26 protein-coding genes and 1 pseudogene are annotated in these 26,679 nt (G+C 69.5%); 10 read left to right on the top strand and 17 right to left on the bottom strand.

Annotated elements, in window-relative coordinates; genetic code table 11:
- Window positions 1-21: 21 nt before the first annotated feature.
- Window positions 22-810, bottom strand: a complete 789-nt coding sequence (locus tag C1737_RS25690; RefSeq protein WP_067916848.1) for a (2Z,6E)-farnesyl diphosphate synthase — start codon at window positions 808-810, stop codon at window positions 22-24.
- Window positions 811-973: 163 nt separating this feature from the next.
- Between C1737_RS25690 and C1737_RS25685 the strand changes: the two genes are divergently transcribed.
- Window positions 974-1,750, top strand: a complete 777-nt coding sequence (locus C1737_RS25685; protein WP_102419782.1) for a hemolysin III family protein — start codon at window positions 974-976, stop codon at window positions 1,748-1,750.
- A gap of 5 nt (window positions 1,751-1,755) precedes the next feature.
- Here the strand turns inward: C1737_RS25685 and C1737_RS25680 are convergent, their stop codons facing one another.
- The 4 genes from C1737_RS25680 to mca are packed head-to-tail and all read right to left on the bottom strand — an operon-like array spanning window position 1,756 to window position 5,312.
- Window positions 1,756-2,127, bottom strand: a complete 372-nt coding sequence (locus C1737_RS25680; RefSeq protein WP_068093709.1) for a nuclear transport factor 2 family protein — start codon at window positions 2,125-2,127, stop codon at window positions 1,756-1,758.
- An 11-nt stretch (window positions 2,128-2,138) separates the two neighbouring features.
- The gene (locus C1737_RS25675; RefSeq protein ID WP_102419781.1) at window positions 2,139-4,151 is read right to left on the bottom strand and encodes a thioredoxin domain-containing protein; all 2,013 of its coding nucleotides are present in this window, start codon (window positions 4,149-4,151) and stop codon (window positions 2,139-2,141) included.
- Entirely contained in the window at window positions 4,138-4,443 is a 306-nt protein-coding gene (locus C1737_RS25670; protein WP_067916856.1) for a hypothetical protein, read from the bottom strand. The genes C1737_RS25675 and C1737_RS25670 overlap by 14 nt, the downstream gene beginning before the upstream one ends.
- Entirely contained in the window at window positions 4,440-5,312 is an 873-nt protein-coding gene (gene mca, locus C1737_RS25665; protein ID WP_102419780.1) for a mycothiol conjugate amidase Mca, read from the bottom strand. Before mca ends, C1737_RS25670 begins: the two co-directional genes overlap by 4 nt.
- 115 nt (window positions 5,313-5,427) lie before the next feature.
- Here mca and C1737_RS25660 point away from each other — a divergent pair, with 115 nt between their 5' ends.
- Entirely contained in the window at window positions 5,428-5,862 is a 435-nt protein-coding gene (locus C1737_RS25660; protein ID WP_067916860.1) for a DUF4307 domain-containing protein, read from the top strand.
- A 221-nt stretch (window positions 5,863-6,083) separates the two neighbouring features.
- Window positions 6,084-6,578: a transcription elongation factor GreA gene (greA, locus tag C1737_RS25655; RefSeq protein WP_007168983.1), complete on the top strand. Its 495-nt coding sequence runs from the start codon at window positions 6,084-6,086 to the stop codon at window positions 6,576-6,578.
- A 27-nt stretch (window positions 6,579-6,605) separates the two neighbouring features.
- Here greA and C1737_RS25650 read toward each other — a convergent pair whose 3' ends face one another.
- From C1737_RS25650 to C1737_RS25635, 4 genes and pseudogenes are all read right to left on the bottom strand, one after another.
- The gene (locus C1737_RS25650) at window positions 6,606-7,766 is read right to left on the bottom strand and encodes a cystathionine gamma-synthase (protein WP_102419779.1); all 1,161 of its coding nucleotides are present in this window, start codon (window positions 7,764-7,766) and stop codon (window positions 6,606-6,608) included.
- Between the two features lie 48 nt (window positions 7,767-7,814).
- Window positions 7,815-8,511, bottom strand: a pseudogene (locus C1737_RS25645) (RDD family protein).
- Window positions 8,512-8,589: 78 nt separating this feature from the next.
- The gene (locus C1737_RS25640; RefSeq protein ID WP_067928164.1) at window positions 8,590-9,996 is read right to left on the bottom strand and encodes a cystathionine beta-synthase; all 1,407 of its coding nucleotides are present in this window, start codon (window positions 9,994-9,996) and stop codon (window positions 8,590-8,592) included.
- A 69-nt stretch (window positions 9,997-10,065) separates the two neighbouring features.
- Window positions 10,066-11,133 (bottom strand): alpha/beta hydrolase fold domain-containing protein, encoded by a 1,068-nt coding sequence (locus tag C1737_RS25635; RefSeq protein WP_068091261.1) that lies wholly within the window; start codon window positions 11,131-11,133, stop codon window positions 10,066-10,068.
- A 243-nt stretch (window positions 11,134-11,376) separates the two neighbouring features.
- On the opposite strand from C1737_RS25635, the gene C1737_RS25630 reads away from it, so the two are divergent.
- Window positions 11,377-12,339 carry an SGNH/GDSL hydrolase family protein gene (locus tag C1737_RS25630; RefSeq protein ID WP_102420134.1) on the top strand — a complete coding sequence of 321 codons (963 nt, stop codon included), beginning with the start codon at window positions 11,377-11,379 and terminating at the stop codon, window positions 12,337-12,339.
- Between the two features lie 89 nt (window positions 12,340-12,428).
- Window positions 12,429-13,646 (top strand): acetyl-CoA C-acetyltransferase, encoded by a 1,218-nt coding sequence (locus C1737_RS25625; RefSeq protein WP_102419778.1) that lies wholly within the window; start codon window positions 12,429-12,431, stop codon window positions 13,644-13,646.
- A gap of 141 nt (window positions 13,647-13,787) precedes the next feature.
- On the opposite strand, the gene C1737_RS25620 is transcribed toward C1737_RS25625, so the two are convergent.
- Window positions 13,788-14,639 (bottom strand): Bax inhibitor-1/YccA family protein, encoded by an 852-nt coding sequence (locus C1737_RS25620; protein ID WP_067928173.1) that lies wholly within the window; start codon window positions 14,637-14,639, stop codon window positions 13,788-13,790.
- Window positions 14,640-14,843: 204 nt separating this feature from the next.
- Between C1737_RS25620 and C1737_RS25615 the strand changes: the two genes are divergently transcribed.
- From C1737_RS25615 to C1737_RS25605, 3 genes are read left to right on the top strand one after another with little or no spacing between them, the layout of a single operon-like run.
- A complete protein-coding gene (locus tag C1737_RS25615; protein ID WP_102420133.1) occupies window positions 14,844-15,881 on the top strand; it encodes an enoyl-CoA hydratase/isomerase family protein in 1,038 nt (345 codons plus the stop codon).
- A gap of 14 nt (window positions 15,882-15,895) precedes the next feature.
- Window positions 15,896-16,687, top strand: a complete 792-nt coding sequence (locus tag C1737_RS25610; RefSeq protein WP_067928176.1) for an enoyl-CoA hydratase — start codon at window positions 15,896-15,898, stop codon at window positions 16,685-16,687.
- 7 nt (window positions 16,688-16,694) lie between these two features.
- Window positions 16,695-18,461, top strand: coding sequence for an alpha/beta-hydrolase family protein (locus tag C1737_RS25605; protein ID WP_102419777.1), 1,767 nt, complete (start codon window positions 16,695-16,697; stop codon window positions 18,459-18,461).
- Here C1737_RS25605 and C1737_RS25600 read toward each other — a convergent pair whose 3' ends face one another.
- Window positions 18,462-18,911: a rhodanese-like domain-containing protein gene (locus C1737_RS25600; protein ID WP_067928182.1), complete on the bottom strand. Its 450-nt coding sequence runs from the start codon at window positions 18,909-18,911 to the stop codon at window positions 18,462-18,464.
- Window positions 18,911-19,510: a cysteine dioxygenase family protein gene (locus tag C1737_RS25595; protein WP_233214820.1), complete on the bottom strand. Its 600-nt coding sequence runs from the start codon at window positions 19,508-19,510 to the stop codon at window positions 18,911-18,913. Before C1737_RS25595 ends, C1737_RS25600 begins: the two co-directional genes overlap by 1 nt.
- A gap of 113 nt (window positions 19,511-19,623) precedes the next feature.
- Between C1737_RS25595 and C1737_RS25590 the strand changes: the two genes are divergently transcribed.
- The gene (locus tag C1737_RS25590; protein WP_369807555.1) at window positions 19,624-20,067 is read left to right on the top strand and encodes a lipoprotein LpqV; all 444 of its coding nucleotides are present in this window, start codon (window positions 19,624-19,626) and stop codon (window positions 20,065-20,067) included.
- Between the two features lie 92 nt (window positions 20,068-20,159).
- Window positions 20,160-21,254, top strand: coding sequence for a patatin-like phospholipase family protein (locus tag C1737_RS25585; protein ID WP_102420130.1), 1,095 nt, complete (start codon window positions 20,160-20,162; stop codon window positions 21,252-21,254).
- Between the two features lie 33 nt (window positions 21,255-21,287).
- On the opposite strand, the gene C1737_RS25580 is transcribed toward C1737_RS25585, so the two are convergent.
- The 5 genes from C1737_RS25580 to C1737_RS25560 all read right to left on the bottom strand — a co-directional run bounded on the left by C1737_RS25580 (window position 21,288) and on the right by C1737_RS25560 (window position 26,487).
- Window positions 21,288-22,157 carry a patatin-like phospholipase family protein gene (locus tag C1737_RS25580; protein ID WP_102419776.1) on the bottom strand — a complete coding sequence of 290 codons (870 nt, stop codon included), beginning with the start codon at window positions 22,155-22,157 and terminating at the stop codon, window positions 21,288-21,290.
- 30 nt (window positions 22,158-22,187) lie between these two features.
- Window positions 22,188-23,072, bottom strand: coding sequence for a class II glutamine amidotransferase (locus tag C1737_RS25575; RefSeq protein ID WP_102419775.1), 885 nt, complete (start codon window positions 23,070-23,072; stop codon window positions 22,188-22,190).
- A gap of 19 nt (window positions 23,073-23,091) precedes the next feature.
- Entirely contained in the window at window positions 23,092-23,562 is a 471-nt protein-coding gene (locus C1737_RS25570; RefSeq protein WP_067928195.1) for an SRPBCC family protein, read from the bottom strand.
- Window positions 23,563-23,642: 80 nt separating this feature from the next.
- Window positions 23,643-25,274 (bottom strand): long-chain fatty acid--CoA ligase, encoded by a 1,632-nt coding sequence (locus C1737_RS25565; protein WP_102419774.1) that lies wholly within the window; start codon window positions 25,272-25,274, stop codon window positions 23,643-23,645.
- Between the two features lie 148 nt (window positions 25,275-25,422).
- Window positions 25,423-26,487 (bottom strand): YncE family protein, encoded by a 1,065-nt coding sequence (locus C1737_RS25560; protein ID WP_102419773.1) that lies wholly within the window; start codon window positions 26,485-26,487, stop codon window positions 25,423-25,425.
- Between the last annotated feature and the right edge of the window lie 192 nt (window positions 26,488-26,679).

Raw genomic sequence — 26,679 nt, 5'->3', positions numbered from 1 at the left:
CCGGCCGACCGCCGAGGCCGTTTACTTGCCGTACCTGCGGTGCCGCCGGCTGTAGTCGCGCAGCGCGCGCAGGAAGTCGACCCGGCGGAACGCGGGCCAGTGCGCTTCGGTGAACCACATCTCCGAATAGGCGCTCTGCCAGAGCAGGAACCCGGACAGGCGTTGCTCCCCCGAGGTGCGGATCACCAGGTCGGGATCGGGCTGCCCGGAGGTGTACAGGTTTTCGGAGATGCCGTCGACGGTCACCGCGTCGATGAGTTCCTCGGCGGAGGCACCGTTGGCGAGCTCCTTGCTCAGCAGCGCCCGCACCGCGTCCACGATCTCGCGGCGGCCGCCGTAGCCGACGGCGACGTTGACATGGAAGGGCGCGACCACGGGCGTCGACTCCACCGCGTCACGCAGCCGCCGGGCCGGCTCCTCGCCCAGCAACTCCAGATCGCCGACGGTGCGCACGCTCCAGCGATTGGCCGGCGCGCAGATCTCCTCGACGACATCGGTGATGATCTCGATGAGTCCCGCCAGCTCGTCGGGGTCGCGTTGCAGGTTCTCGGTGGACAGCAGGTAGACCGTGGTCATCTCGATGCCGGCTTCCTGGCACCAGCGCAGCATCTCGGCGATCTTGACCGCACCCATCCGGTAGCCGTAGCTGACGTCGGCGTAGCCGGCATCGCGGGCCCAGCGCCGGTTGCCGTCGCACAGGACGGCGATGTGACGCGGAAGGTCGGACTTGGAGGAGGCCAGATCCTGCCTCAGCCGCAACTCGTAGACGCGATACAGCGGCTCTTTGAGACGCGGCGGGATAATTTCCACGGAGATTCAGCCTACTGCGAGCCGCACCGAATTCCCCTGCGATTTCGGCCCGGTTTCGCGCCGGTCACCGGGCGGCAGTCACCACGCCGTGACGATTGCCGATTACTGTTGGCGGTGAGCAGCCACTGGCAATTGCCGACCTGCAAGACAAGGCACAGGAGACATGAGCAGCCAGACGAGCACGTCTGCCAATCCGGAGCGTTCGGATCGCGAATCCGAGGCCATCACCCCCGGCAACACCGTCGAACACCTGGTCGAGGGTGCCGCCCACGTCCTGACCAAGCCGCGCATGCGCGGCTGGATCCACTTCGTGTCCGCGTGGCTGGCGATCATCACCGGCGCCACGCTGGTCTCGGTCTCGTGGGCCGCCTCCTCGCCGCGCGCGGGTCATTCGACGCTGGTCTACGCGGCGGCGACGGTGGCGATGTTCGCCGTCAGCGCCACCTACCACCGGGTGCAGTGGAAGTCCGATGCGGCCCGCAATCGCATGAAGCGGCTCGACCATTCGATGATCTTCGTGTTCATCGCCGGGAGCTACACGCCGTTCGCGCGCCTGGCCATGCCGCAGCAGACCGGGGTGCAGGTGCTGTGGATCGTGTGGGGCGGCGCGGCCGCGGGCATCCTGCTCAAGGTGTGCTGGCCGTCGGCCCCGCGCTGGCTGGGTGTGCCCCTCTACCTGCTGCTGGGCTGGGTGGCCGTGTGGTACTGCCCGACGATCCTGCACACGGCCGGGGTGGCCGCGATGGTGTTACTGGCCGTCGGCGGCGTGTTCTACAGCATCGGTGGGATCTTCTACGGGCTCCGCTGGCCCGACCCGTGGCCCAGGACGTTCGGCTATCACGAGTTCTTCCACGCCTTCACCGCGATCGCGGCGATCCTGCACTACATCGCCATGTGGTTCGCGGTGTTCTACGTCGGCCACCAGGCCTGGCTGCACTGAGCCGGCTACAGGTGCGTGACGTCGGCGGGTGACCAGTAGGCCTTCATGTGGGCGACCTTGCCGTCCTCGTCGAACGCCATCACGTCGATCGGCTCGATCACCATCCGGTGCTCCCCCGCGGTGATGGTGAGGCGGAAATGGAAGGCCGCCTCGTTGCCCGCGACCCTCAGCGTGACCAGTTCGCATTCGCGCTGCACGTCGTTGACCGCGGAGTAGAAGCCGTGGATCGCCTGGCGGCCGATGTGCACCTCGCCGCCGACGGGGTCTTCGACGGTGGCGTCGTCGGCGTACAGCTCGACCAACTCGTCGGCGCCACCCTTGGCGACCAGTTCGATGTAGCGGTTGACCGTGTCGGTGATGTGTTGGGCGCTCGGCATGAAAGGTCACGCTACCGTGGGGCGGCCAGCGCCCCCGCGAGGTCTGCGGCCGTGGTGACCGGCAGGTCGCACGCGCGGCCCCGGCACACGTAGGCGGCGTCGGCGCCGGCCACCCGGTCCCGCCCGGCCAGCAGCGCCGAGGAGCCCTTCTTGCCGCCCACGACGATCCCCCCGCCGGGCGCCAACCGTCGCGCGTCGGCCAGCAGCGGAGACCGCGACGGATCGCAGGCGACCGCGACCTGCAGCGGACCGCGAACCGCGGCCTCCGCCACGGCCAGCCAGTGCCCCGCCGAACGCGGCGCGCGCTCCAGCAACACCGAATGCGCGCTCAGGGCGTCTGCCGCCGCGCGCAGATACCGCTCCGCGCGCTCCCCGTCGACCAGGTGCGCCGCGGTCAGCAGCGCCTCGGTGATGCTCGACGCGCCGGAAGGGGTGGCCCCGTCCAGTGGGTCGGCGGGCCGAAGCATCAACCGCTCGGCGTCGTCGGCGGTGTCGAACCAGCGGCCCGGCTGCTGCGGGTCGGCGAAGTGCCGCAGCGCGGTGTCCAGCAGCTCGACCGCCGCGCCCAGCCAATCCGCGTCGGTGTCCAGCTGGTAGAGCGCGAGCAGGCCGGTGGCCAGCATCGCGTGGTCCTCGAGGATGGCGGCGCTGTCCCCGACGACCCCGCCCAGGCTGGCGCGCCGCAGCCGCCCGTCGACCAGGTGCAGGCCCAGCAGCGCGGTCGCGCAGTCCCGGGCGGCGCTGGCCAGCTCGGGCTCGCCGAGGGCCACGCCGGCCTCGGCCAGCGCGGTGATCGCCAGCCCGTTCCAGGACGTGACGACCTTGTCGTCGCGGCCGGGCTGGGCCCGGCCGCGACGGGCCGCCAGCAGCGCGGCCCGGACCCGTCCGGCGCGTTGCGGGTCATCGGGGTCGGCGGGCAATTGCAGCACCGAGGCCCCGTGTTCGAAGGTGCCCGCCGCCGTGACACCGAAAAGCGTTGCGGCCCAATGGGCGTCGTCAGGCCCGAGCACCTCGGTGAGCTGCCCGGGCGTCCAGACATAGGTCGAGCCCTCGCGGCCGTCGGCGTCGGCGTCCAGCGACGACGTGAACATGGCGCCGTCGGCGAGGTCGTCGAGCAGAAAACGCGCCGTCTCGGCGGCGACTCGGCGCGCCAGCGGATCACCGGTCCGCCGGGCCCAGTGCGCATAGGCGCGCAGCAACAACGCGTTGTCGTACAGCATCTTCTCGAAATGCGGCACCACCCAAGCGTTGTCGACGCTGTAGCGGGCGAACCCGCCGGCGAGTTGGTCGTAGATGCCGCCGCGCGCCATCGCGTCGCCGGTGCGCGCGACCGCCTCCAGCGTGGCCGCCGACCCGGTGCGCTCATGATGGCGCAGCAGCGCCTCGAGCAGCGCCGACGGTGGGAATTTCGGTGCGCCGCCGAAGCCGCCGTGCGCGGTGTCCTGCTCGTCGAGCACCGCGGCGACCGCGTGATCACACAGCGCCGGCGCCACGTCGGGGCCGCCGGAGGGCAGCCCGGACGCCATCGCGCGCAGCTCGCCGGCAATGTGGTCGGACGCCCGCTCCACCTCGTCGCGGCGCTGCTGCCACGTGGCGGACACCGCCGAAAGCAGCTGCAGGAAGCCCTCTTTCGGGTAGTAGGTGCCGCAGAAGAAGGGCCGGCCGTCGGGCGTCAGGAAGCACGTCATCGGCCATCCGCCGTGTCCGGTGAGCGCCACGGTGGCGTTCATGTACACCGCGTCGAGGTCCGGGCGTTCCTCCCGGTCGACCTTGATGCAGACGAACCCGGCGTTCATCGCGGCGGCCACCTCGTCGTCCTCGAACGACTCGTGGGCCATGACGTGACACCAGTGACAGGCCGCGTAGCCGATCGACAGCAGGATCGGCACGTCACGTTCGGCCGCGGCCACCAGCGCCTGCGGGTTCCACTGCTGCCAGTGCACGGGGTTGCCGGCGTGCTGGCGCAGATACGGGCTGGTGGCCAGCCCGAGGGTGTTCGTCGCCGCGGCGTCAGCCGGGCTCATCACCGGGCCCCGGTGAGCGCTCCGATCCGTTAGCCCTGCCCGGCGGGTGTCCGTCGGCGTCGTCGACCGCGTCGGTGCCCTCGTCCGCGGCCTGGTCGGGCTCGGGGTGCTTGGGATCGAACGAGTCGGGCACCTTCTTCAGTTGCTTGTTCATCGATCGCAGCAGAAACAACGTGGCGATCAACAGCACCACGACGATCAGCAGCCCGATCGGGCTGGCCTTGCCGAAATCCGGCCCGGTGTGCTTGGGCGGGGCGTCGGCCAACACACTCGCCATCAGGAGGTGGTTCACCCGTCGATCTCGATTCCGGCGAACAGGTCGTCCTCGGGCAGCCGGACCGGGACGCGCGAGCGCGCCAGCTCGAACTCCTCCGTCGGCCACAACCTCTGCTGCCACGCGATGGGCGCGGCGAAGAAATCGTGCTCGGGGTCGATCTGGGTGGTGTGCGCCCGCAGCGCGTCGTCGCGCTGGCTGAAGTACTTCGAGCACTCGACGCGCGTCGTGACCCGGGATTCGAAGGGGTCGTGCGAGGCATCCCAGTGCTCGAGCCACTTCTTGAACGGGGGTTCGTGACCGTGCTTGACGGCCTCGTCGTGCAGCAGCTGCATCCGCGCCCGCAGGAAACCGTGGATGTAGTAGAGCTTGGACACCGCCCACGGCTCGCCCGCATCCGGAAAGCGCCGATAGTCGCCGGCCGCCTCGAAGGCGCCGACCGAAACCTGGTGGCAGCGGATGTGATCGGGATGCGGATAGCCGCCGTTCTCGTCGTAGGTGGTGAGCACGTGCGGGCGGAACTCGCGGACCAGCCGCACCAGCGCCTCGACCGACTCCTCCAGCGGCACCAGCGCGAAGCATCCTTCGGGCAGCGGGGGCGGCGGGTCGCCCTGAGGCAGGCCGGAGTCAACGAAGCCCAGCCAGTGGTGCTCGACACCGAGGATCTCGGCGGCCTTCGCCATCTCGTCGCGGCGGATCTCGGCGATGTGGCCGTGCACTTCGGGCAGGTCCATGGCCGGGTTGAGAATGTCGCCGCGCTCGCCGCCGGTCAGCGTCACCACCAGCACCCGGTGGCCCTCGTCGGCGTAGCGGGCGAGGGTGGCCGCGCCCTTGCTGGATTCGTCGTCGGGGTGGGCGTGCACCGCCATCAACCGCAGTTCGCTCACGTGCCCCCTTGTCGGTCTGCTGGTCGCCGGATACGAACCTATAATTCCAGTTCTTCAGATCGTTGCATGCCGCCGGCCGCCGGCCGGCGGCCGACCGCTCAAGGCATACCCAGGCATGACCGAAACCTCTCCTTCGCGTCCGGAGGCCCGCTACGGGCGTTCCGGGCGCGCGCGCGTGCCCCGGCGCTGGGTGATCGGCGGGCTGGGTGCACTGGTGGTGGCGGCGGGCCTGGTGATCGCCGTCGTCGGCTACCACCGGCTTGGCACGAGCGCCGTCACGGGCTCGCTGGTCGGCTACCGGGTGCTCGACGACCAGACCGCGTCGGTAACGATCAGCGTGACGCGATCCGATCCGTCGCGGCCGGTGGACTGCATCGTGCGGGTCCGGGCGAAGGACGGTAGCGAAACGGGCAGGCGCGAAGTGCTGGTCCCGGCCTCCGATGCGGCCACGGTGCAGCTGACCACCACGGTGAAGTCCAGCAAACCCCCGGGGGTGGCCGATATCTATGGGTGCGGCACCGACGTGCCCGCCTATCTGCGGCCGGCGTGACCCCTTAACAACAGGCGAACTGCGAATTTGGAGTCATCAATTGTTTGCGCGGTGGTAACATGGGTGAATGCACGGTTCCTGATGGGACCGTGTATTGCTGCATTAAGGCCGTGAGCAGAACGGATCGGCAGCACACGGGAGGAAGACCCGGATCACTCCGGCGGCGGGGTCAACAGGCTTACGCGGTTACGCGAAAACGAGAACACGAGGAGCACGACAAGATGACGGACACTTCGGTGACGTGGCTGACCCAGGAGTCACATGACCGGCTGAAGGCGGAGCTCGATCAGTTGATCGCTAATCGTCCGGTCATCGCCGCGGAGATCAACGACCGCCGTGAAGAAGGGGACCTGCGCGAGAACGGCGGTTACCACGCCGCCCGCGAAGAGCAGGGCCAGCAGGAGGCCCGGATTCGCCAGCTGCAGGACCTGCTCAACAACGCCAAGGTCGGCGAGGCGCCCAAGCAGTCCGGCGTCGCGCTGCCCGGCTCGGTGGTCAAGGTGTACTACAACGGCGACAAGTCGGACACCGAGACGTTCCTGATCGCCACCCGCCAGGAGGGCGTGAACGACGGCAAGCTCGAGGTGTACTCGCCCAACTCACCGCTGGGTGGCGCGCTGATCGACGCCAAGGTGGGCGAGACCCGCAGCTACGTCGTGCCCAACGGCAACACCGTCGAGGTCACGCTGGTCAGCGCGGAGCCCTACCACTCGTAGCGGCCGCCAGCCGCCTCGCGATCGCCACTAGCCCAGCGCCTGGTCGAGGTCGGCCAGCAGGTCGGCGACGTCCTCGATGCCGACCGACAGCCGCACCAGGTCGTCGGGCACTTCCAGTTGCGAACCGGCCGTCGACGCATGCGTCATGGCGCTGGGGTGTTCGATCAGGGACTCGACGCCGCCGAGCGATTCGGCCAGGATGAACACCTCGGTGCGGGCGCACAGATCCCGCGCCGCTAGCCGGCCGCCCCGCATGCGGACCGACACCATGCCACCGAAGCCACGCATCTGCCTGGCGGCGACGTCATGCCCGGGGTGGCCGGGCAGACCGGGGTACAACACCGTGCTCACAGCCGGATGTCCGGCCAGGAATTCGGCGACTGCCGCGGCGTTTTCGCTGTGCCGCTGCATCCGCAGCACCAGCGTCTTCAGCCCGCGCATGGTCAGGTAGGCGTCGAACGGGCCGGGCACCGCGCCGGCCCCGTTCTGCAGGAACGCAAAAGCCTCGTCCAGCTCCGCGTCGTCGGTGATCAACGCGCCACCCACCACGTCGGAGTGGCCACCGATGTACTTGGTGGTCGAATGCAACACCACGTCCGCGCCCAGCGTCAACGGCTGTTGCAGCGCTGGCGACGCAAACGTGTTGTCCACCAACACCTTTACCGACGACTGCTTGCCGATCTCGGCCAAGGCCGCGATGTCGGCGATGGACAGCAGCGGGTTGGTCGGCGTCTCCACCCAGATCAGGCGCGTGTGCGGGCTGATCGCGGCCCGGACGTCGTCCAGGCCGGACAGCGCCACCGGCGTGTAACGAATCCCCCACTGGGTGAACACCTTGTCGATCAACCGGAAGGTGCCGCCGTAGGCATCGTTGGGGATGATGACGTGGTCGCCGGGCCGCAGCATCGCCCGCAGCGCGCAGTCGGTGGCGGCCATGCCGGATCCGAACGCGCGCCCGTAACCGCCACCTTCGACGGCGGCGAGCGAGGCCTCCAGCGCGGCGCGCGTCGGGTTGCCGGTGCGCGCGTATTCGAACCCGCCGCGCAGCGCACCGACGCCGTCCTGGGCGAACGTGCTGCTGGCGTAGATCGGGGCGTTGACCGCCCCGGTCGCCGGGTCCGGCCGGTAGCCGGCGTGAATGGCCTTGGTGGCGAGTCCGGTGAAGTGTCCGTGTCGGTCGGCGCTCATCGACGCTCAGCCTAGGCGACGGCCACCCCGGCTAGGTCGCGCGCACGACTAGCTCGGCCGTTCCTCGGTTCCGTCGAACGGCAGGCAGACCGTCGTCATGATCTTGTCCGCCAGCGTCTGCCGCTTGGAATCCCACAGCGGGAAAAGGAACCCGATGAAGCAGATGATCGCGTCGACGAAGTGGGCCAGGGAACGCACCACCGACATGCCGAAACCGATCGGCCGGCCGGTGACCTCGCTGACCACCTTGAACTTCATCACCGACTTGCCGACGCTGGATCCGGTGAGGCCCTGGCGGTAGCCGTAGTTCCAAATCAGATAGACCAGGCCCACCAGCGATGCCAACCACTGCGCGGCCATGCCGATGGTCGAGTTCTGCGTGGCGCAGTACTGGTTGACCGCGTACTGCGTGACGTCGGTGACGCACGACGTCTGCTGTGTCGCGACGAGGATGCCCGTCCCGATTCCGTGCACGACCGCGTACGGGAGGATGTCGATGATGAACGCCACCACCCTGGTGAGCCACGGCGTGTAGGACTCCGTCGGCAACGTACGGATCGCCGGTCCCGGAGGGGGTGGCGCATACCCGCCCGCGGACGGCGGGGGCGGCGGGTATGCGCCACCCCCTCCGGGACCGGCGATCCGTACGTTGCCGACGAGGGGGCGGGGTTTCCTGCCCACCGGTTGACTCGGGCGACGGGGGAGGTGGCGGATTTGTGCCGCCGGGCGGCGGTTGATCGGTCATGGGCACCCCTTCCACTACGGACCAGCTGAGCCAGGCCGCATTACAGTACCTGAGCGCGCGGCGGCCGGGCGAGACTCGCTAGCGACGCCCCGCTGGTCCACGAGGCGCCTCCGAGAGGAAGCCCAGCAGGTCGTATCGGGTGATCACCCCGACCGGTTTGCCCTCCTCGACCACCATCAACGCGTCCCAGTCGCGCAGCGCCTTGCCGGCCGCACTGACCAGCTCCCCCGCGCCGATCATCGGCAGCGGCGGGCTCATGTGCAACGAAACGGCGTCGGCCAGTTTGGCGCGGCCCTCGAAGACCGCGGACAGGAGTTCGCGCTCGGAGACGCTGCCCGCCACCTCTCCGGCCATCACCGGCGGCTCGGCGCCGACCACGGGCATCTGGGACACCCCGTACTCGCGCAGGATGCCGATGGCGTCGCGCACGGTCTCGGACGGATGGGTGTGAACCAGGTCGGGCAGCTCGCCCGATTTGCGGCGCAGCACGTCGCCCACCCTGGCCTGCTCGGTCGACCCGTCGAGACGGCTGCGCAGGAACCCGTACGACGACATCCAGGCGTCGTTGAAGATCTTCGCCATGTACCCGCGCCCGCCGTCGGGCAGCAGGACCACGACGAGCGCGTCGGGCCCGGCCTCCTCGGCGACCTTGAGCGCGGCCACCACCGCCATCCCGCACGACCCCCCGACCAGCATCGCCTCCTCGCGGGCCAGCCGCCTGGTCATGTTGAACGAGTCCGAGTCGGACACCGCGATGATCTGGTCGGGCACCGTGCGGTCGTACGCGTCCGGCCAGAAATCCTCGCCGACGCCCTCGACCAGGTAGGGGCGGCCGGTGCCGCCGGAATACACCGACCCCTCGGGGTCCGCGCCGATGATGCGCACCGCTCCGCCGGACACTTCCTTCAGGTAGCGGCCGGCGCCGGTGATGGTGCCGCCGGTGCCGATGCCGGCAACGAAGTGGGTGACCTTGCCGTCGGTGTCGGCCCAGATCTCCGGGCCGGTGGTGGCGTAGTGGCTGGCCGGGCCCTCCGGGTTGGCGTACTGGTCGGGCTTCCACGCACCGTCGATTTCGCGGGTCAGCCGGTCGGAGACGCTGTAGTAGCTGTCCGGGTGCTCGGGCGGCACCGCGGTCGGGCAGACGACCACCTCGGCGCCGTAGGCGAGCAGCACGTTGCGCTTGTCCTCGCCGACCTTGTCGGGGCAGACGAACACGCATTTGTAGCCGCGCTGCTGAGCCACCAGCGCAAGCCCGACGCCGGTGTTGCCGGAGGTGGGTTCGACGATGGTGCCGCCCGGCTTCAGGAGTCCGCCCGCTTCGGCGGCGTCGATCATCCGCACCGCGATCCGGTCCTTCGAGCTCCCCCCGGGGTTGAGGTACTCGACTTTGGCCGCCACGGTCCCGGCGCCCTCGGGGACGACGGAGTTCAGGCGTACCAGCGGCGTGCCGCCGATGAGCTCACTGATGTGCTGGGCAATCCGCATGCGTTCATCGTCTCAGGCACCCCTCGGGGGTGCACGACGTGCTTCCCCTCGGCGCCCACGGCGGTTGCGCTAGCCGGTGGCCTCTCGGATGTAGTCGCCGATCTGGCGAAGCGACCGGGCCGCCTCCGGCACCACCGGTGCCGCCAGCTGAAAGTCGTGAATCTGGCCGGGCCACACCCGCACCTCGGCCGGCACGCCGACCGCCGCCAACCGGCTCGCCGCCAGCCGCGCGTCGTGCAGCAGCACCTCGGAGCCCGAGACGTGGATCAGGGTCCGCGGCAGGCCCGGTTTGATGTGCTCCAGCGGCTCATAGACCTCTTCGGGTTTGCCGGCGATCGTGCGCTTCCGCGCCGCGCTGGCGACCAGCTCGGCGAGCGCGTCGAACGCCCGGGCGGAGAACATCGCGTCGGTGTCGATGTTGGGGTGCGCCTGCTTGTATTCCTTGGCCAGCTGCAATAGCGGCGAGATCATCACGAGGGCGGCGGGTTCCTCGTCTTCCTCCTGGAGGCGTTGCGCGAGCGCGAGCGCCAGGTAACCGCCCGCGGAGTCGCCGGCGAGCACGATCTGATCCGGCTGGTATCCCCGCAGCCGCAGCCATTGGTAGCCGTCGTGGCAATCGTCGAGGGCCATCCCGATCGAGTGCTTGGGCAGCAGCCGGTAATTGACCACCAGGACGGGTGCGTCGGCGAAGTTCGACAGCGCTTCCACCAGCCGGCCGTGGGAGTTCGCCCCGCACGTCAAGAAGGCGCCGCCGTGGAAGTAGACGACCACCCGGCGGGTGCCGTCGGCCGGCAGCACGCCGGGTGCGCGCACCAACTGCGCCGAGGCGTTGGGCAGCTTCACCGTTTCGCGGACGGTGGCCGACACCGGCAGCACCGCCCGGGCGGCCAGGTCGATGAGGCCCCAGGGCCAGGGGAAGTTCGGCACATGGCTGCCGACGGACAGCACCGGCCGGACGGTGATCCGCGACGTCAGGTTGGCCACCCGCGCGGCAACGCTGGGCCCGGATTCGAGGACCTCGACCGGCGTGCCGTCGCTCATCGCGAACTTGCGGGTCTTGGCCCTGCGGGCCCTCAGCACGTCGTGGGGGCGTACGGCATTCTGGGGCCAGCCGGATACCTTGCCGGGTGCGCTCATGCTCAACACTTCCTACGCCTTTGTAGTGCGATACAGCATGTGACGAGGCGGCCAAGCGTCTGGTTCAGCCGTTTGCTCGAGGCGCTCAGCCAACCCCTGGGGATCAGGGTGACAGGCATTTTCTACGACAACGTCGGAAAAGCCCGATTCGATACCAATTCGTTTCCCGCCGTGACCGGATTGTTGGTCAGCCGACCCCGCAAACAAGCGAGCCGAACTAAACTGGCTTCCGTGACCATGCGGCTGCCACGTCGTTCGGCGATCGCTCTGGCCACAGCGGGTGCACTCGCCTCGACGGGAACTGCCTACCTGGGGGCGCGAAACCTGCTCGTCGGCCAGGCGACGCACGCGCGCACCGTCATTCCCAAGGCGTGGGACATCCCCCCGCGCGCCGACGGCGTGTACACCCGTGGCGGCGGGCCGGTGCAGCGGTGGCACCGCGGCGTGCCCTTCGACCTGAGCCTGATGATCTTCGGCGACTCGACGGCCGCCGGCTACGGGTGCATCAGCGCCGAGGAAGTGCCGGGGGTGCGCATCGCGCGGGGCCTCGCCGAGCAGACCGGCAAGCGGATCCGGCTGAGCACCAAGGCCATCGTCGGCGCCACGTCGAAAGGCGTTTGCGGCCAAGTGGATGCGATGTTCGTGGCGGGGGCGCCGCCCGACGCGGCGGTCATCATGGTCGGCGCCAACGACGTGACCGCCCTCAACGGCGTCAGCCAGTCGGCCCAGCGGCTCGGGTTGAGCGTTCGCAAACTGCGCGCCCGCGGCGCCGTGGTGATCGCCGGCACCTGTCCGGATCTCGGGGTGATCACCGCCATCCCCCAGCCGCTGCGTTCGCTCGCGCACGAGCGTTGTTCCCAACTTGCGCGTGCCCAAGCCGCGGCGGTGCGGTCCGCCGGCGGCATGCCGGTACCGCTGGGCCAGCTGATGACCCCGCAGTTCCGGTCCACGCCCCACGTGATGTTCTCCCCGGACGGCTTCCACCCGTCCGCCCCGGCATACGCGATCGCGGCCGACGCGCTGCTGCGCGCGCTGTGCGAGGCGCTGGGCGAGAAGGTCGACATCCCGCCGATGGACCTGGCGGCATCGACGACCGAGCCGGTCCTCGGCCAGCGCCACACCCGAACCAGCGTGATGTCGCGGCTCTGGCGGCGCCCCGTGCCGGGACCCGCCCCGTCGTCGTACCCCCTGGTGGGCACCGACTAGATTCGAGCTAGCCCGTCGGCGTGGAGCCACCACCCGTTTTTCAGATAGCGAGCTCGTCGGAATCCGGAAGGGATTTGAAGGGAACCGTCATGCCTGAAGCCGTCATTGTCTCAACCGCCCGCTCGCCGATCGGCCGCGCGATGAAGGGGTCGCTGGTCTCCATGCGGCCCGACGACCTGGCCGCCCAGATGGTGCGGGCCGCGCTGGACAAGGTGCCCGCGCTCAACCCTCATCAGATCGACGACCTCATCCTGGGCTGCGGCCTGCCGGGCGGCGAATCCGGCTTCAACATGGCCCGCGTCGTCGCCGTCGAGCTCGGCTACGACTTCCTGCCCGGCACCACCGTCAACCGGTATTGCTCGTCGTCGCTGCAGACCACCCGGATGGCCTTCCACGCGATCAAGGCCGGCGAGGGCGACGCTTTCATCTCCGCGGGCGTCGAGACCGTCTCCCGCTTCGGCAAGGGCAATTCCGACTCGTGGCCCGACACCAAGAACCCGCTGTTCGACGAGGCGCAGGAGCGTTCGCAGGCCGCGGCGGCCGGCGCCGACGAGTGGCACGACCCCCGCGCCGACGGCAACCTGCCCGACGTCTACATCGCGATGGGCCAGACCGCGGAGAACGTCGCCATCATGACGGGCATCAGCCGCGAAGACCAGGATCACTGGGGCGTGCGCAGCCAGAACCGCGCCGAGGAGGCGATCAAGAGCGGGTTCTTCGAGCGCGAGATCTCCGCGGTGACCCTGCCCGACGGCAGCACCGTCAGTACCGATGACGGCCCGCGCGCCGGAACCACCTACGAGAAGGTCTCCGAACTCAAGCCGGTCTTCCGGCCCAACGGCACCGTGACCGCCGGCAACGCCTGCCCCCTGAACGACGGTGCCGCCGCGCTGGTGATCACCAGCGACACCAAGGCCAAGGAACTGGGCCTGACCCCGCTGGCGCGCATCGTTTCGACCGGGGTCAGCGGTCTGTCACCGGAGATCATGGGCCTGGGCCCGATCGAGGCCTGCAAGAAGGCGCTCGCCCGGGCGGGGATGTCGATCAACGACATCGACCTGTACGAGATCAACGAGGCCTTCGCGGTTCAGGTGCTGGGCTCGGCGCGCGAGCTGGGCATGGACGAGGACAAGCTGAACGTGTCCGGCGGGGCGATCGCGCTGGGCCACCCGTTCGGCATGACCGGCGCGCGCATCGCCACCACGCTGATCAACAACCTGCAGACCCACGACAAGACGTTCGGCCTGGAGACCATGTGCGTCGGCGGCGGGCAGGGCATGGCGATGATCATCGAGCGGCTCAGCTGACGCCTCGCCGGAGCTAGCTGTCGAGCGTGCGCCCATGGCGGCGACACGCCGAGCGGGTCCGCCCGCAGCGCACACTCGACGCCAGCGCACACGAAAAGACCGGCACGCCGATCGGCGTGCCGGTCTTTTCGTTGAACAGAACTAGTCGTTCTGCAGATAACTCAGCAGACGCAGGATCTCGATGTACAGCCAGACCAGGGTCACGGTCAGGCCGAGGGCGATGCCCCAGGCCGCCTTCTCCGGCGCACCGGCACGCACCATCTGGTCGGCCGCGTCGAAGTCGATCAGGAAGCTGAACGCCGCGATCGCGATGCACACCAGCGAGAAGATGATCGCCACCGTTCCGCCGCTGCGCAGGCCCAGGCCCGTACCGCCGTTGACGTGGAACATCGCGAGCACGAAGTTGCCGAGCATCAAGGCCAGGACGCCGAACATCGCGGCGACCAGCATCCGGGTGAACTTGGGTGTCACCCGGATCGCGCCCGTCTTGTAGACGACGAGCATGCCGAAGAACACCCCGAAGGTGCCCAGCACGGCCTCCCCGATCAGCGCGCCCGCGTTGGCGTGCGAGACCGAGAAGTTCGCGAAGACGAACGAGATGGCGCCCAGGAAGAGGCCTTCGAGGACGGCGTAGCTGAGCACGATCGCCGGGCTGTCCTGTTTGCGGCCGAAGGTCGCGACCAGCACCAGCCCGAGGCCGCCGAGCGCGCCGACCATGGTCAGCGGCATCGCCAGCGCGAGGTTGGACGCCACCAGGAAGTAGGAGACCACGGCGGACACCGCCAGCACCGCCAGCGTGATGCCGGTCTTGGTGACGACGTCGTCGATGGTCAGCGGACGCGAAGCCCTGGCCTCCTGGTAGGGAGCTTGGTAGGGGGCCGCGTAGGGGTCGGCTCCATAGCCCTGCATTGGGGCCGCACCCGTACCGAATTGCGCGTATCCGCCTCGCTGCTTGGGCAGCGAACGAAATACCGGGTTGCTTGTCTCCCGCACCGTCGGATCCTCTCTATTGGCTCGAGCTGTGCGAACACACTCTCAACGCGCAGCGCCCGCTCCGGGTTCCCAGTCGACCTGGCCAGGCCTCGGGGCATTTGCTGCCGTGGTCGCGTTAAAGATAACCCTTACCCGCGGGGATCGCGCCGGTCGTCACGATCTAGATTTTTCGTCGAGGGTGGACCGGCGATGGGAGGCCAGGGCGTGACCGACGGATCCGATGAGGTTCTGACCCACATCGACGGCAACGTCGGTCTGATCACGCTCAACCGCCCCAAGGCGATCAACTCGCTCAACCAACCGATGGTGGACGCGCTGAGCGCCGTGCTCGCCGACTGGGCGAAGAACGACGCGGTGGGCGCGGTGGTGCTCTCCGGTGCCGGCGAGCGCGGGCTGTGCGCAGGTGGCGACGTCGTCTCCATCTATCACAGTGCCCGCAAGGACGGGGTCGAGGCGCGGCGGTTCTGGCGGGACGAATACCTGCTCAACGCCCAGATCGCCGATTTCGCCAAGCCTTACGTGGCGCTGATGGATGGCATCGTGATGGGCGGCGGCGTAGGGGTCAGCGCGCACGCGAACACCCGCGTCGTGACCGACACCTCCAAGATCGCGATGCCGGAGGTCGGCATCGGATTCGTTCCCGATGTCGGCGGGATGTTCCTGCTGGCCCGGGCGCCCGGCGGGCTGGGCCTGCATGCCGCGCTGACCGGAGCTCCGTTTTCCGGAGCCGACGCCATCGCCATGGGATTCGCCGACCACTACGTGCCGCACGACGACCTCGGGGCGTTCACCCGGGCGATCATCGCCGACGGCGTGCAGGGCGCGCTTGCCGAGCATGCCGTCGAGCCTCCGCCGAGCAGCCTTGCCGCACAACGCGATTGGATCGACGAATGCTACGCCGCTGACACGGTCGAAGACATCGTCGCCAGCCTGCGCGGCCATGACGCCGGACCGGCTGACGACGCCGCCGACCTGATCGGCACCCGCTCGCCGATCTCGTTGTCGGTGACCCTGGAGGCCGTCCGCCGCGCCGCCGACCTGCAGACGGTCAAAGACGTTCTGGTTCAGGACTATCGGGTCTCGTCGGCGTCGCTGCGATCACACGATCTGGTGGAGGGCATCCGGGCGCAGCTGATCGACAAAGACCGCAACCCGAAGTGGTCGCCGTCCTCGCTGGCCCAGGTGACCCGGGCCGATGTCGAGGCGTACTTCAAACCCGTCGACGACGACTTGAGTTTCTAGAAAGGCGATTTGCGATGACTGACACCTCCCCCGGGAACTACGAGACCATCCTGGTCGAGCGCGACGGCCGGGTGGGCACCATCACCCTGAACCGGCCCAAGGCGCTGAACGCGCTGAACACCCAGGTGATGAACGAAGTGACCAGCGCAGCAATGGATTTCGACAACGATCCCGGCATCGGCGCGATCATCATCACCGGGTCGGCCAAGGCGTTCGCCGCCGGCGCCGACATCAAGGAGATGGCCGCGCTGACATTCGCCGACGCGTTCGACGCCGATTTCTTCGCCCCCTGGGCCAAGCTGGCCGCCGTGCGGACCCCGACCATCGCCGCGGTGGCCGGGCACGCGCTCGGAGGCGGCTGTGAGCTCGCCATGATGTGCGACGTGCTGATCGCCGCCGACACAGCGAAGTTCGGGCAGCCGGAGATCAAACTCGGCGTCCTGCCCGGCATGGGCGGCTCACAGCGCCTGACCCGCGCCATCGGCAAAGCCAAGGCCATGGATCTCATCCTGACCGGGCGCACCATCGACGCCGCCGAAGCCGAACGCAGCGGCCTGGTTTCGCGCGTGGTGCCGGCCGACGACCTGCTGGCCGAGGCCAAGGCCGTCGCCACCACGATTTCACAGATGTCCCGCTCGGCGTCCCGGATGGCCAAGGAGGCCGTCAACCGCGCGTTCGAATCGACACTGTCCGAAGGACTTCTCTACGAACGCCGGCTGTTCCACTCGACCTTCGCGACCGAGGACCAGACGGAAGGCATGGCAGCCTTCGTCGAGAAGCGCACTCCGAACTTCACCCACCGGTAAGCCTGCGATGAGCGAGCCGGGCCCCGCGACGAACAATCCGACGGCCGTCACCGAGGAGGCCGAACCGGGCGCACCTCCGGAAGCCACACCCGAAGCCCGCCCGGCGGCTAGCGGCCCCCGGTGGACCGAAAAGCCTTGGTGGGTCCGCCACTACACATTCACCGGCACCACGGTCGGTCTCGTCTTCATCTGGTTCTCTCTGACGCCGTCGCTGCTGCCGCGCGGTGCGCTGTTTCAGGGGCTGGTCAGCGGGATCTCCGGCGCCATCGGCTACGGGCTGGGCGTCTTCGCCGTATGGCTGGTGCGCTACATGGGCGCCATGGATCACAGCCCCCCGCCGCCGCGCTGGGCGTGGAAGGTGCTGATCCCGATCGGTGCGCTGGGCATGGTGCTGATGGCCGTCTGGTTCCACGTGTGGCAGGACAACGTGCGCGACCTGATGGGCGTCGCCCACCTGCAGTGGTACGACTACCCGGTGGCCGCGGGCCTGTCGCTGGTGGTGCTGTTCACCCTGGTCGAAATCGGCCAGTTCATCCGGTGGCTGGTCCGGTTCCTGGTCGGGCAGGTCGACCGGATCGCGCCGTTCCGGCTGTCGGCGACCATCGTGGTGGCGCTGCTGGTGGTCCTCACCATCACCTTGCTCAACGGTGTCGTGCTCAAGTCCGCCATGCGCACCATGAACAACACCTTCGCCTCGGCGAACAACGAGATGAATCCCGACACCGCGCCGCCGAAGACCCCACTGCGCTCCGGCGGCCCCGAGTCGCTGGCGTCGTGGGAATCCCTTGGCCACCAAGGTCGCATCTTCGTGGAAGCCGGGCCCACGGTCGCCCAACTCTCCGCCTTCAACGGCACACCCGCGACCGAACCGATCCGGGCCTACGCCGGGCTGAACTCGGCGGACGGGATCACGGCGACCGCCGAACTCGCCGCGCGGGAGCTGCAGCGCACCGGCGGACTGCAGCGCGCCGTCGTCGCCGTCGCGACAACCACCGGCACCGGCTGGATCAACGAGGCGGAGGCCGACGCGCTCGAGTACATGTACAACGGCAACTCCGCGATCGTCAGCATGCAGTACTCGTTCCTGCCGAGCTGGCTGTCCTTCCTGGTGGACAAGGAGAACGCCCGCCACGCCGGGCAGGCGCTGTTCGAGGCCGTCGACCGCCTGATCCGCCAGATGCCCGAGGCGCAACGCCCCAAGCTCGTCGTGTTCGGCGAAAGCCTGGGATCGTTCGGCGGTGAGGCGCCGTTCATGAGCCTCAACAACGTCCTCGCCCGAACCGACGGCGCCCTGTTCAGCGGACCGACCTTCCAGAACACCATCTGGACCGACCTGACGTCCACGCGCGATGCCGGGTCCCCGGAATGGCTGCCGGTGTACAACGACGGCAAGAACGTCCGGTTCGTGGCTCGCCCAACCGATTTGGGCCGCCCGAACGCCCCGTGGGACCACCCCCGGGTGGTCTACCTGCAACACGCCTCGGATCCGATCGCCTGGTGGTCCCCCGACCTGCTGTTCAGCCAGCCCGACTGGCTGCGGGAGCGGCGGGGCTACGACGTGCTGCCCGAGACGCGCTGGATCCCAGTGGTGACGTTCCTGCAAGTCACGGCCGACATGGCGGTGGCGGTCGAGGTACCCCAGGGGCACGGCCACCACTACGTGGCCGACGCGGCCGACGGCTGGGCGGCGGTGCTGTCACCGCCCGGATGGACGCAGGAGAAGACCGACAGGCTGCGGCCACTGCTCCATTCGGACGCCACCTCCACCGGGTAGCTAGAGCCAGCGGCGACCCGGGGTGCCGGAGTTGGCGAGCACTCCCGGGCCGGCGTCGAGCGGGGCGGCACCCGAAAGCTGTTCGAGCACACCGGCTCCCGCGAGCGCGTGGTAGCCGCCGACGACGTCGGTGGCGCGGTGCAGCCCGATGTCCAGCAGCGCGGCCGCCGCGAGGCTGGAGGTGTAGCCCTCAGAGCACACGATGACCCACTCGACGTCGTCGCCGACGGCCTCGGGCAGCCTGGCCTCACTGGTCGGGTCGCAGCGCCACTCCAGGACGTTGCGTTCGATCACCAGGGCGCCGGGGATCTCACCCTCGCGGAAACGCTGTGCCTGCGGCCGGATGTCGACGAGCACCGCCCCGCGCCGCAGCGCGTCCGGCACTTCGGCGGCGGGAAGGCGGCGAAAGCGGCGGCGGGCGGATCTCAACACGACGTCGATGCGGCTCATCACGGTCCTTCCGGTTGATCGGTCAGTTCGGTGCGCTGGCGGCGCAACCGGTTTCGGCCGGTGACCTCGTAGTAGGACATCGCGGTCAGCGGCGGTGAGTAGGCATGCACGCTCAGCGAGGGCCGCACCGGACCCGAGACGGACACGGCCACGGGCCGGGGCGCCCACACCACGTCGTGCACCCAGCCCAGTGGGAACCCGGCCTGATCGCCGGCGTCCAGTCGGCGCTGGCGCAGAACGCGGCCGTCCCAACGGAATTCGGTGAGCGACCCGGACACCACCGTCAACGCGCCCAGGGAGCCGCCGTGATCGTGCAGTTCGGTGTGATGGCCGGGAACCCAGCTGATCAGCCAGACGTCCAGCTCGTCGTCACCGTGGATGCGGGTGAACCAGCGCCGCGACTCCGGTATCCCGCCCGGCGGCAGCAGGTGGTCGCAGCGCCCGCTCAGCACGTCGTCGGCGGCCCGGTCGGTGGCGTGCAGCAGGTCGGGCACGCGCAACCGGGTCGGGCCCGGCGACGGGGACGCGGACGAGAAGGTGCGCGGGCGCAACGCGGCCGGCGCGGCGAGGGACACAGGACTCGCCAGGGGCAGTGACATCGTGGAGCTCCAGGGAAAACGGGATCGGACAGGCGGCGGCGTGTTACGGCCGACAACACTCGCAAGATCCGAAGCGCTCCATCACGGCCGCCAGTGTTGCATAGATTGGGTCGGTGCGCTGGTGCGGTCACCGGCCCCGGCTGTGGGGCACGCTCGTCGTGGCGGCCGCTGTGTTCGCGGGCACAGCGTGCTCGGCCGGCGCCCCGAGCCGCACCCCGGCCTCCCCGCCGGGGCGGCCGGCGGGCGTGCCGGGTAGCCCCGACGCGGCGCCGCCGGGCGCCGTCGGGCTCTCCCCCTCCGGCGTGACGACCAGAGTCGACGTCCCCGCGAATTCGACGGAGGAGGAGTATTACCAGGCCTGTCACGCCGCCAAAGTGTGGATGGACGCCCAGCCCAGGACCGATCAGTCGCTGTTCGAGCCCTATCTGGCGATGGTCCAGGCCGCGCCCTCGGGCACCGCGGGCAGCTGGAACGCCCGCTGGGCGGATCTGGCGCCGGCCCGGCAGGCGGCCGTGATCACCGCCGCGCGCGCCGCCGCCAACGACGAATGCGGCTAGCCCGTTCGAACCCGTGCGCGATTGAATTCACGGGTACCTAAAGTGACGGCCCGGCCGGTGTGCCGGCCGGCTCCGCCGCGCAGAATGAAGGAATGCCGGATGGAACGGGCGGTGTTGGCGTGCGCCGATCACCGACGCGGGTGGCGTTGGCGCTGGGCAGCGGCGGGGCCCGCGGCTACGCCCACATCGGGGTGATCGAGGCGCTGCGCGCCCGGGAGTACGAGATCGTGGGCATCGCGGGCTCGTCGATGGGCGCACTGGTCGGCGGTTTGGAGGCGGCCGGGCGCCGCGACGAGTTCGCCGAGTGGACGAAGTCCCTGACGCAGCGCACCATCCTGCGGCTGCTGGACTTCTCGATCAGCGCGGCCGGGGTGATGCGGGCCGAGAAGATCCTGGACGCGGTGCGCGACATTCTCGGCCCGGTCGCCATCGAGCAGCTGCCGATCCCCTTCACCGCCGTGGCGACCGACCTCTTGGCCGGCAAGTCGGTGTGGTTTCAGCGCGGCCCCGTCGACGCGGCGATCCGCGCCTCCATCGCCATACCGGGCGTGATCGCGCCCCACGAACTCGACGGGCGCCTGCTGGCCGACGGCGGAATCCTGGACCCGCTGCCGATGGCACCCCTCTCGGCGGTCAACGCGGACGTGACCATCGCGGTGAGCCTGTCCGGCAGTGAGGCGATCGCCAACCGTGAGGGGGAGGCCGGCGCGACCGCCGACTGGCTGAACCGCATGGTGCGCAGCACTTCCTCGCTGCTCGACACCTCCGCGGCCCGGTCGCTGCTCGACCGGCCGACCGCACGCGCGGTGCTTGCCAGATTCGGGGTGTCCCCCGCGGAAGCGGACGCCTGGCCGGACGACGCCGACGTCGCCGAGGCCGCCGAGGCCGCCGAGGCCGCCGCCGGGGATGATCCGGCCGGCGAATTGTCCGACACCACAACCGAAGTCCCGAAGCTGGGCAGTTTCGAGGTGATGAACCGGACGATCGACATCGCGCAGGCCGCGCTGGCGCGCCACACGCTGGCGGTCTACCCGCCCGACCTGTTGATCGAGGTTCCGCGATCGATCTGCCGGGGCCTGGAATTCCACCGGGCGGCCGAGGTCATCACCGTCGGCCGGGCACTGGCGGACGAGGCCCTGGACGCGTTCGAGGCCGACCGCGCCGCGCCCCCCACAGCCGAAGACTGAAAATTCTTCTGCCGCAAACGATCCCCGGCTCGATCAGACGCCGAGGAACCGCGCGAGGGCCGGGGCTTCGCGGCGGCCCTGTTCGCGTCCGGCCAGCGCCGAGGTGACGCGGCACTTCGGGTCCAGCGGATTGGGTCCGAAGGCCGCCACCGAGCCCGTGTCGGCGAACACCGCGAACGTTGCGCCGGGAAAGGCGGAGATCTCCGCGGCAGGCCCGGCGCCGAACGGCGAGGGCGCGTCCGCGCCCGAGGGCACCAAGACAACCGCCGCGTCGCAATCACCGGCCACGCCGAGGTTGACCGAGCTGGCGACGCCGCCGTCCATGTAGCGTCGGCCCCCGATCGCCACCGGCGGCCATGCGCCGGGCACCGCGCAGCTGGCCGCCACCGCGTCGACGAGGTCGACGCCGGACTCGCGATCGAAGACGACCAATTCGCCGGTGCTTACGTCGATGGCCGTGATCCGCAGCGTCCGGTCGGGCCAGTCGTGCGACGGCAGGCGCTGGGCGATGACCTGCCGGCGCAGCGGTGGCGGAACGGTTTCGGCCGCCAGCGCCACCGCACCGATCCGCTGCAGCTGCTGCCGCGTCTTGTCCGACCCGTCGGCGTAGGGCTCCGCCAGGGCCGCCAGGAACATCCCGGTGATGGTGTCGACGTCCACCCCGGAATCGATCTCGGCCGACGCTTCGGCGACCTGCCGGCCGAACAGCGCGTCGAGCGTGCTCCCACTGCCGATCTGCGCGGCGACCGTCGAGCCGGCCGAGGTCCCCACCAGCACGTCCGAATCCAGCAACAGCCCGGCCGCCGCGGGCGACTCGTCGGCGATGCCGCGCAAAACACCTGTCTCCCAGGCAATTCCCGCTATCCCACCGCCCGCCAGCACAAGCGCCCGTCTGGTTGCCATGCCCACCCACTCTGCCAGGCCGGCATCGGGCTAACTCTGAGCGCTCGGCACCGCGTGTTGCGCGTCGTGGACCGGCGCGCTCAGTTCGGCCCGGCGGAGCTGATGCGCGGGCGGGTGGGGCAGGATCACCGTGCGCTCGACATGCAGGCCGGCGTCGACGTGGACCAGCTCACCGGGCTCGAGCAGACGCCAGCGGGGGTCGTCGTCCATGCGTTCGGTGGCGAACACCACCGACGGGCGGGTGCACAGGTGTTCCGATCGCGCGTTGATTCTCTTGGTGCGCATGTCGAATTTCGGGGCTTGGGCGGGGGCCTCGCCGGACCGGTCCAGGACGTAGAGATCATGGGTGTCCGGGTACCGCAGCGCCCACATGTCGGTGGCCGTGCTCAGCAGCACGTTGACCGCATAGATCGGCACATTGGCCGCAAGCCATGTCATAGCATCGACCAGACCCGCGGTCACGTCACCGTCGAGCGCCCGGATCGAGGCGGTGACCAACGCGAACACCCGCTCGGAATCGGTGTCGCCCAGGACCAGTTCGTCGATGCCGACCGCGCGCAGCCGCTCCTCGAGGATGTCCAGGCCCTCCAGGACGCCGTTGTGCGCGAAAATCCGGCCGTCCTGCAGGAACGGGTGGGTGTTGCGGACGTCGAGCGAACCGGTCGTCGCGTAACGCACATGCGCGATGAACGTGGTGCCGGTCAGCTCGTGCGCTTCGGTGGCGAACGCGGCGTCCTCCCAGGCCGCCATGGGCTGCTTGTCCAGCTGCGGGCGGCCCCGGCGGTCGAAGACCCCCAGGCCGGTCCCGTCCGGATTCCTCCTGCTCTGTTGGGCGAGGCTGTCGGGGGCGCCCAGCAACCAGAAGGTCGCGGTGCATACGTCCGTCCCGGCGTGCAGCCCGAATAGTCGGCACATACCGGCACGGTACCCAGCTTCAGCGGGTCAGCACCTGGGCGAGGTCCTGTAACGCTCGCCGCGCGTAGCGCTTCCACAGCATCCCGAACAGTGGCAGGCCCGGCGCGGACAGCGGCGACTTGGGGTAAATGGTCCAGCGCCAGGTGATCTCGGTGCCGTCGCCGGCCGGGGTGAAGGTCCACTCGCCGGTGACCGAACCGACCAGGAGCGCCATCGGCCCGTGGATTCCGGTGAGCCGGTAACCGAACGATCGCGGCGCGTCGACACTGGTCAGGTCTTCCCGCGCGCTACCGCCGACCAACATGATCGTGCGGCTCCGGCCCGCGGTGTCCCAGTCGCCGGTCTGGTCCCGCACCTCCCTGATCGGCGGGATCGGGCCGTACCAGCGGCCGAAGATCTCCGGAAGGGAGACGGGCAGCGTGCCGTGGAACGCCGCGTCCTGCGCGACGGGCACCACGCGCGATTGCTCGACGACGAGGGGCTGGGTCATCGGGGATCCTTCCGCAGGGCTGGTGAATCTCGAATACACCGAACAAGCCGACCCTATTCGTGAGCAGTCGCGGCCCGCGCTCAGTCGCGGGCCTCGACCACCCAGTAGCCGTGCTCGGCGTAGCGCGCCCGGATGGCCTTCTTGTCGTACTTGCCCACGCTGGTGCGCGGAATCTCGTCGACGAATGCCCACCTTTCGGGCAGCCACCACCGAACCACCTTCTCCGCCAGGAACTTTCGCAGATCCTCGGCGCTGACCGTGGTGCCCTCCTTGGCCACGACTACGGCCAGCGGCCGTTCCTGCCACCGCTCGTCGGGCACGCCGACCACCGCGGCCTCGACGACATGCGGGTGCCCGATCAAGCCGTTCTCCAACTCGACCGAGGAGATCCACTCGCCGCCGGACTTGATCACGTCCTTGGCCCGGTCGGTCAGCGTCACGAATCCCTGCTCGTCGATCCGCCCCACGTCACCGGTGCGCAGCCAGCCGGAGTCGAACTTCGAGTCGTCGGCGGTGAGGTAGTAGGAGCCGGCGATCCACGGGCCGCGGACTTCCACCTCGCCCACGGCGGCACCGTCGTTGGGCAGCGGCCGGTCGTCGTCGTCGACGATGCGCATTTCCACGCCGCAGAGCGGCTGGCCCTGGGTCGCCCGGAACGCCCAGTGCCGGTCCGCGGGCGTTCCCGGCGGCGGCCACGCCATGGTTGCCATCGGCGAGGTTTCCGTCATGCCCCACAGCTGCCGGATCTCCACGCCGTGGTTCTCCTCGAAGGTGCGCATCAGCGACACCGGAACGGCCGATCCTCCGCAGACCACCAGCCGCAGCGACGACATGTCGTGGCCGGGTTCTTCCTCCAGGCGGTGCAGGACGTCGTTCCAGATCGTGGGCACCGCACCCGCCACGGTCGGCCGCAGGTCCTCCACCGTGCGGATCAGCGACCGCGCGTCGAGGTGGCAGTCGGGCAATACCAGGTCGGCACCGGCCATCAGCGCCGCGTAGGGCAGCCCCCACGCGTTGGCGTGGAACATCGGCACGATCGGCAGCACGCTGTCGACGGATCCCACGCCGATGCCGTTGGTGGTGCAGGCCGCCATGGTGTGTAAGTAGCTCGAGCGATGGCTGTAGACAACGCCTTTGGGGTTTCCGGTGGTACCACTCGTGTAACACATTGCGGCCGCGGACTTCTCGTCGAGCTCCGGCCATTCGAAGTCGGGGGACTCGCCGTCGAGCACGTCGGCATACCGCAGCACGGCCTTGCCCGATCCCTCGACCGCGGCGGTGTCGCCCTCCCCGACCACGATCACGGTGTGCACGGTCTTGAGGTCGCCCAGCACCGGGGCGAGCAACTTGGTCAGCGACGCGTCGACCAGCACCACCTGGTCTTCGGCCTCGTTGGCGACATAGGCGATCTGCTCGGCGAAGAGGCGGATGTTCAGGGTGTGCAACACGGCACCCATCGACGGCACCGCCAGGTAGGTCGCCAGGTGTTCGGCGTTGTTCCACATGAACGTCGCCACCCGCTGGTCCCCGGTGACGCCCAGGCGTCGCAGACCGTTCGCCAACCGAGCCGCATCTTGACCCAGCTCACGGTAGGTGATTCGCCGGTAGCCCGCACCGGTGGCGGTGGCGACGGTACGCGCACCGTGGATACCGCAGCCGTGCCGCATGATCGCGGTGATCGTCAACGGAAAGTCCTGCATCGTGCTGTCCATCGAGATACCGCCTTTGGATCGAGGCGCAGCGTCGCCTGATGTCAACCCTGCGGAACGCGTGGTGCTGGCCGCGTCCCGGGGCCGGCAACGCCTGGCCGCCGGCAGCCTCCACCCTAAGCCCGGGCTCGGCGACCGGTGCGCAATTTCCCTAGGCGAGCACGGGTTCCCGCGGCACCGCCACGGGCAGCCGGGTGGTCGACGCCTCCTCCGGCCCGCCGCCGGCGGCGATCGGCACGACGGTGACGACGCCGGAGTGGCCGGCGATGTAGAGGTATCTGCCGTCGGGGCTTTCGACCACGCAGGACGGGTGCCTCGCCACCCCGATGTCACCGACGACGTCGTGGGTGCTTGTGCACACGACGGCGACATGCTCGTCGCTGACCAGGTAAGCGTGGCGCCCGTCACGACTGAGCGCCAGGCGGGTGAGCGGACCGGCGAGCTCGCTGAGCTTGCGCGTCCCGGTGATGTCGCGGGCCCGGGTGTCGACGACGTCGAGCACCGCGCCGACCACCGGGCCGCAACTGGCAACGTAGGCGGTGCTGCCGTCGCTGCTGAGCGCGACGTCGCGGATGGGCAGACCCAGCTCGTAGGCCCCGACGATGCGGGAGCCGCCGTCGGAGGGTGCGCCGGTCTCGATGACGACAAGTTCGCCGCCGGAGGGCCCGTTGGTGGCGGCATAAAGCTGAGCGCCGTCGGGGCTGAGGCGCACGCAGTCCGCGGTGACACCCGCCGCGCCGGCCAGGTCGATCACCTCGGTCTCGTCGGTGGCGGTGTCCACGACCACGACGTCGGCACCGCGGGCGTGGTTCCGGCCGGCGTAGACGAACCTTCCGTCGGCGCTCACGGCGAGGTCGCTCACGCTGTGGGCCAGCGGATGCGTCGCGATGCGCGCGTTCGACGCGACGTCGACGACGGTGACGGAGTCATAGGACGGGGTTGCGGTGCTGATGTAGGCGCGCGGGGCGTCGCCGCCGCTCAGGGCGACCGCGAACGGCTCGTCCAGGGCGAGGGTTTGCACCACGAGGCGGGCATCGGTGTCGACGATGGAGACCGTGTCGCGGCCGTGGTTGGCCACGACCAGCCGGCTGCCGTCGGGGCTGATGCCGATGTCGCTGATCGGACCGTTTCGCACCGGAATTGCGACGATCGAAGTGTCGTCGAATTGGAACACCCGGTCATCCGGGAAGGCCTTGCGGCCGGTCGAAGCGTTCACGCTGTACCGCCTTTGCTGTGTTGTCGGCGCGGGGCGAAGTCGCCGGGACTTGCGCGACAGTTCGGCCTCCGGATCCCGCAGGATCTCAGCACCCAAAAGGCGCCGACGCGACTGGTTTTGCGAGTCTACCGGCCAAAATTCGCGTCAAACGGTTCGAAAATCCCCCGACGTTAGCTACGTCACTCCCCGCAC

The sequence above is a fragment of the Mycobacterium sp. 4858 genome (assembly GCF_900240975.1).
GTDB lineage: Bacteria > Actinomycetota > Actinomycetes > Mycobacteriales > Mycobacteriaceae > Mycobacterium.
Note: the sequence above shows the minus strand (reverse complement) of the source record. Positions and strands in the feature narration are given on the sequence as shown.

Excerpts from the sequence above, each read along its gene's own strand:
- C1737_RS25575 (WP_102419775.1), bottom strand. The coding sequence starts at position 23,072 with ATGTGCCGACTATTCGGGCTGCACGCCGGGACGGACGTATGCACCGCG.
- C1737_RS25660 (WP_067916860.1), top strand. The coding sequence starts at position 5,428 with ATGACCGAAACCTCTCCTTCGCGTCCGGAGGCCCGCTACGGGCGTTCC.
- C1737_RS25640 (WP_067928164.1), bottom strand. The coding sequence starts at position 9,996 with ATGCGGATTGCCCAGCACATCAGTGAGCTCATCGGCGGCACGCCGCTG.
- C1737_RS25650 (WP_102419779.1), bottom strand. The coding sequence starts at position 7,766 with ATGAGCGCCGACCGACACGGACACTTCACCGGACTCGCCACCAAGGCC.
- C1737_RS25625 (WP_102419778.1), top strand. The coding sequence starts at position 12,429 with ATGCCTGAAGCCGTCATTGTCTCAACCGCCCGCTCGCCGATCGGCCGC.
- C1737_RS25600 (WP_067928182.1), bottom strand. The coding sequence starts at position 18,911 with ATGAGCCGCATCGACGTCGTGTTGAGATCCGCCCGCCGCCGCTTTCGC.
- C1737_RS25680 (WP_068093709.1), bottom strand. The coding sequence starts at position 2,127 with ATGCCGAGCGCCCAACACATCACCGACACGGTCAACCGCTACATCGAA.
- C1737_RS25585 (WP_102420130.1), top strand. The coding sequence starts at position 20,160 with ATGCCGGATGGAACGGGCGGTGTTGGCGTGCGCCGATCACCGACGCGG.
- greA (WP_007168983.1), top strand. The coding sequence starts at position 6,084 with ATGACGGACACTTCGGTGACGTGGCTGACCCAGGAGTCACATGACCGG.
- C1737_RS25565 (WP_102419774.1), bottom strand. The coding sequence starts at position 25,274 with ATGGACAGCACGATGCAGGACTTTCCGTTGACGATCACCGCGATCATG.
- C1737_RS25675 (WP_102419781.1), bottom strand. The coding sequence starts at position 4,151 with ATGAGCCCGGCTGACGCCGCGGCGACGAACACCCTCGGGCTGGCCACC.
- C1737_RS25595 (WP_233214820.1), bottom strand. The coding sequence starts at position 19,510 with ATGTCACTGCCCCTGGCGAGTCCTGTGTCCCTCGCCGCGCCGGCCGCG.
- C1737_RS25610 (WP_067928176.1), top strand. The coding sequence starts at position 15,896 with ATGACTGACACCTCCCCCGGGAACTACGAGACCATCCTGGTCGAGCGC.
- C1737_RS25570 (WP_067928195.1), bottom strand. The coding sequence starts at position 23,562 with ATGACCCAGCCCCTCGTCGTCGAGCAATCGCGCGTGGTGCCCGTCGCG.
- C1737_RS25635 (WP_068091261.1), bottom strand. The coding sequence starts at position 11,133 with ATGAGCGCACCCGGCAAGGTATCCGGCTGGCCCCAGAATGCCGTACGC.
- C1737_RS25685 (WP_102419782.1), top strand. The coding sequence starts at position 974 with ATGAGCAGCCAGACGAGCACGTCTGCCAATCCGGAGCGTTCGGATCGC.
- C1737_RS25605 (WP_102419777.1), top strand. The coding sequence starts at position 16,695 with ATGAGCGAGCCGGGCCCCGCGACGAACAATCCGACGGCCGTCACCGAG.
- C1737_RS25580 (WP_102419776.1), bottom strand. The coding sequence starts at position 22,157 with ATGGCAACCAGACGGGCGCTTGTGCTGGCGGGCGGTGGGATAGCGGGA.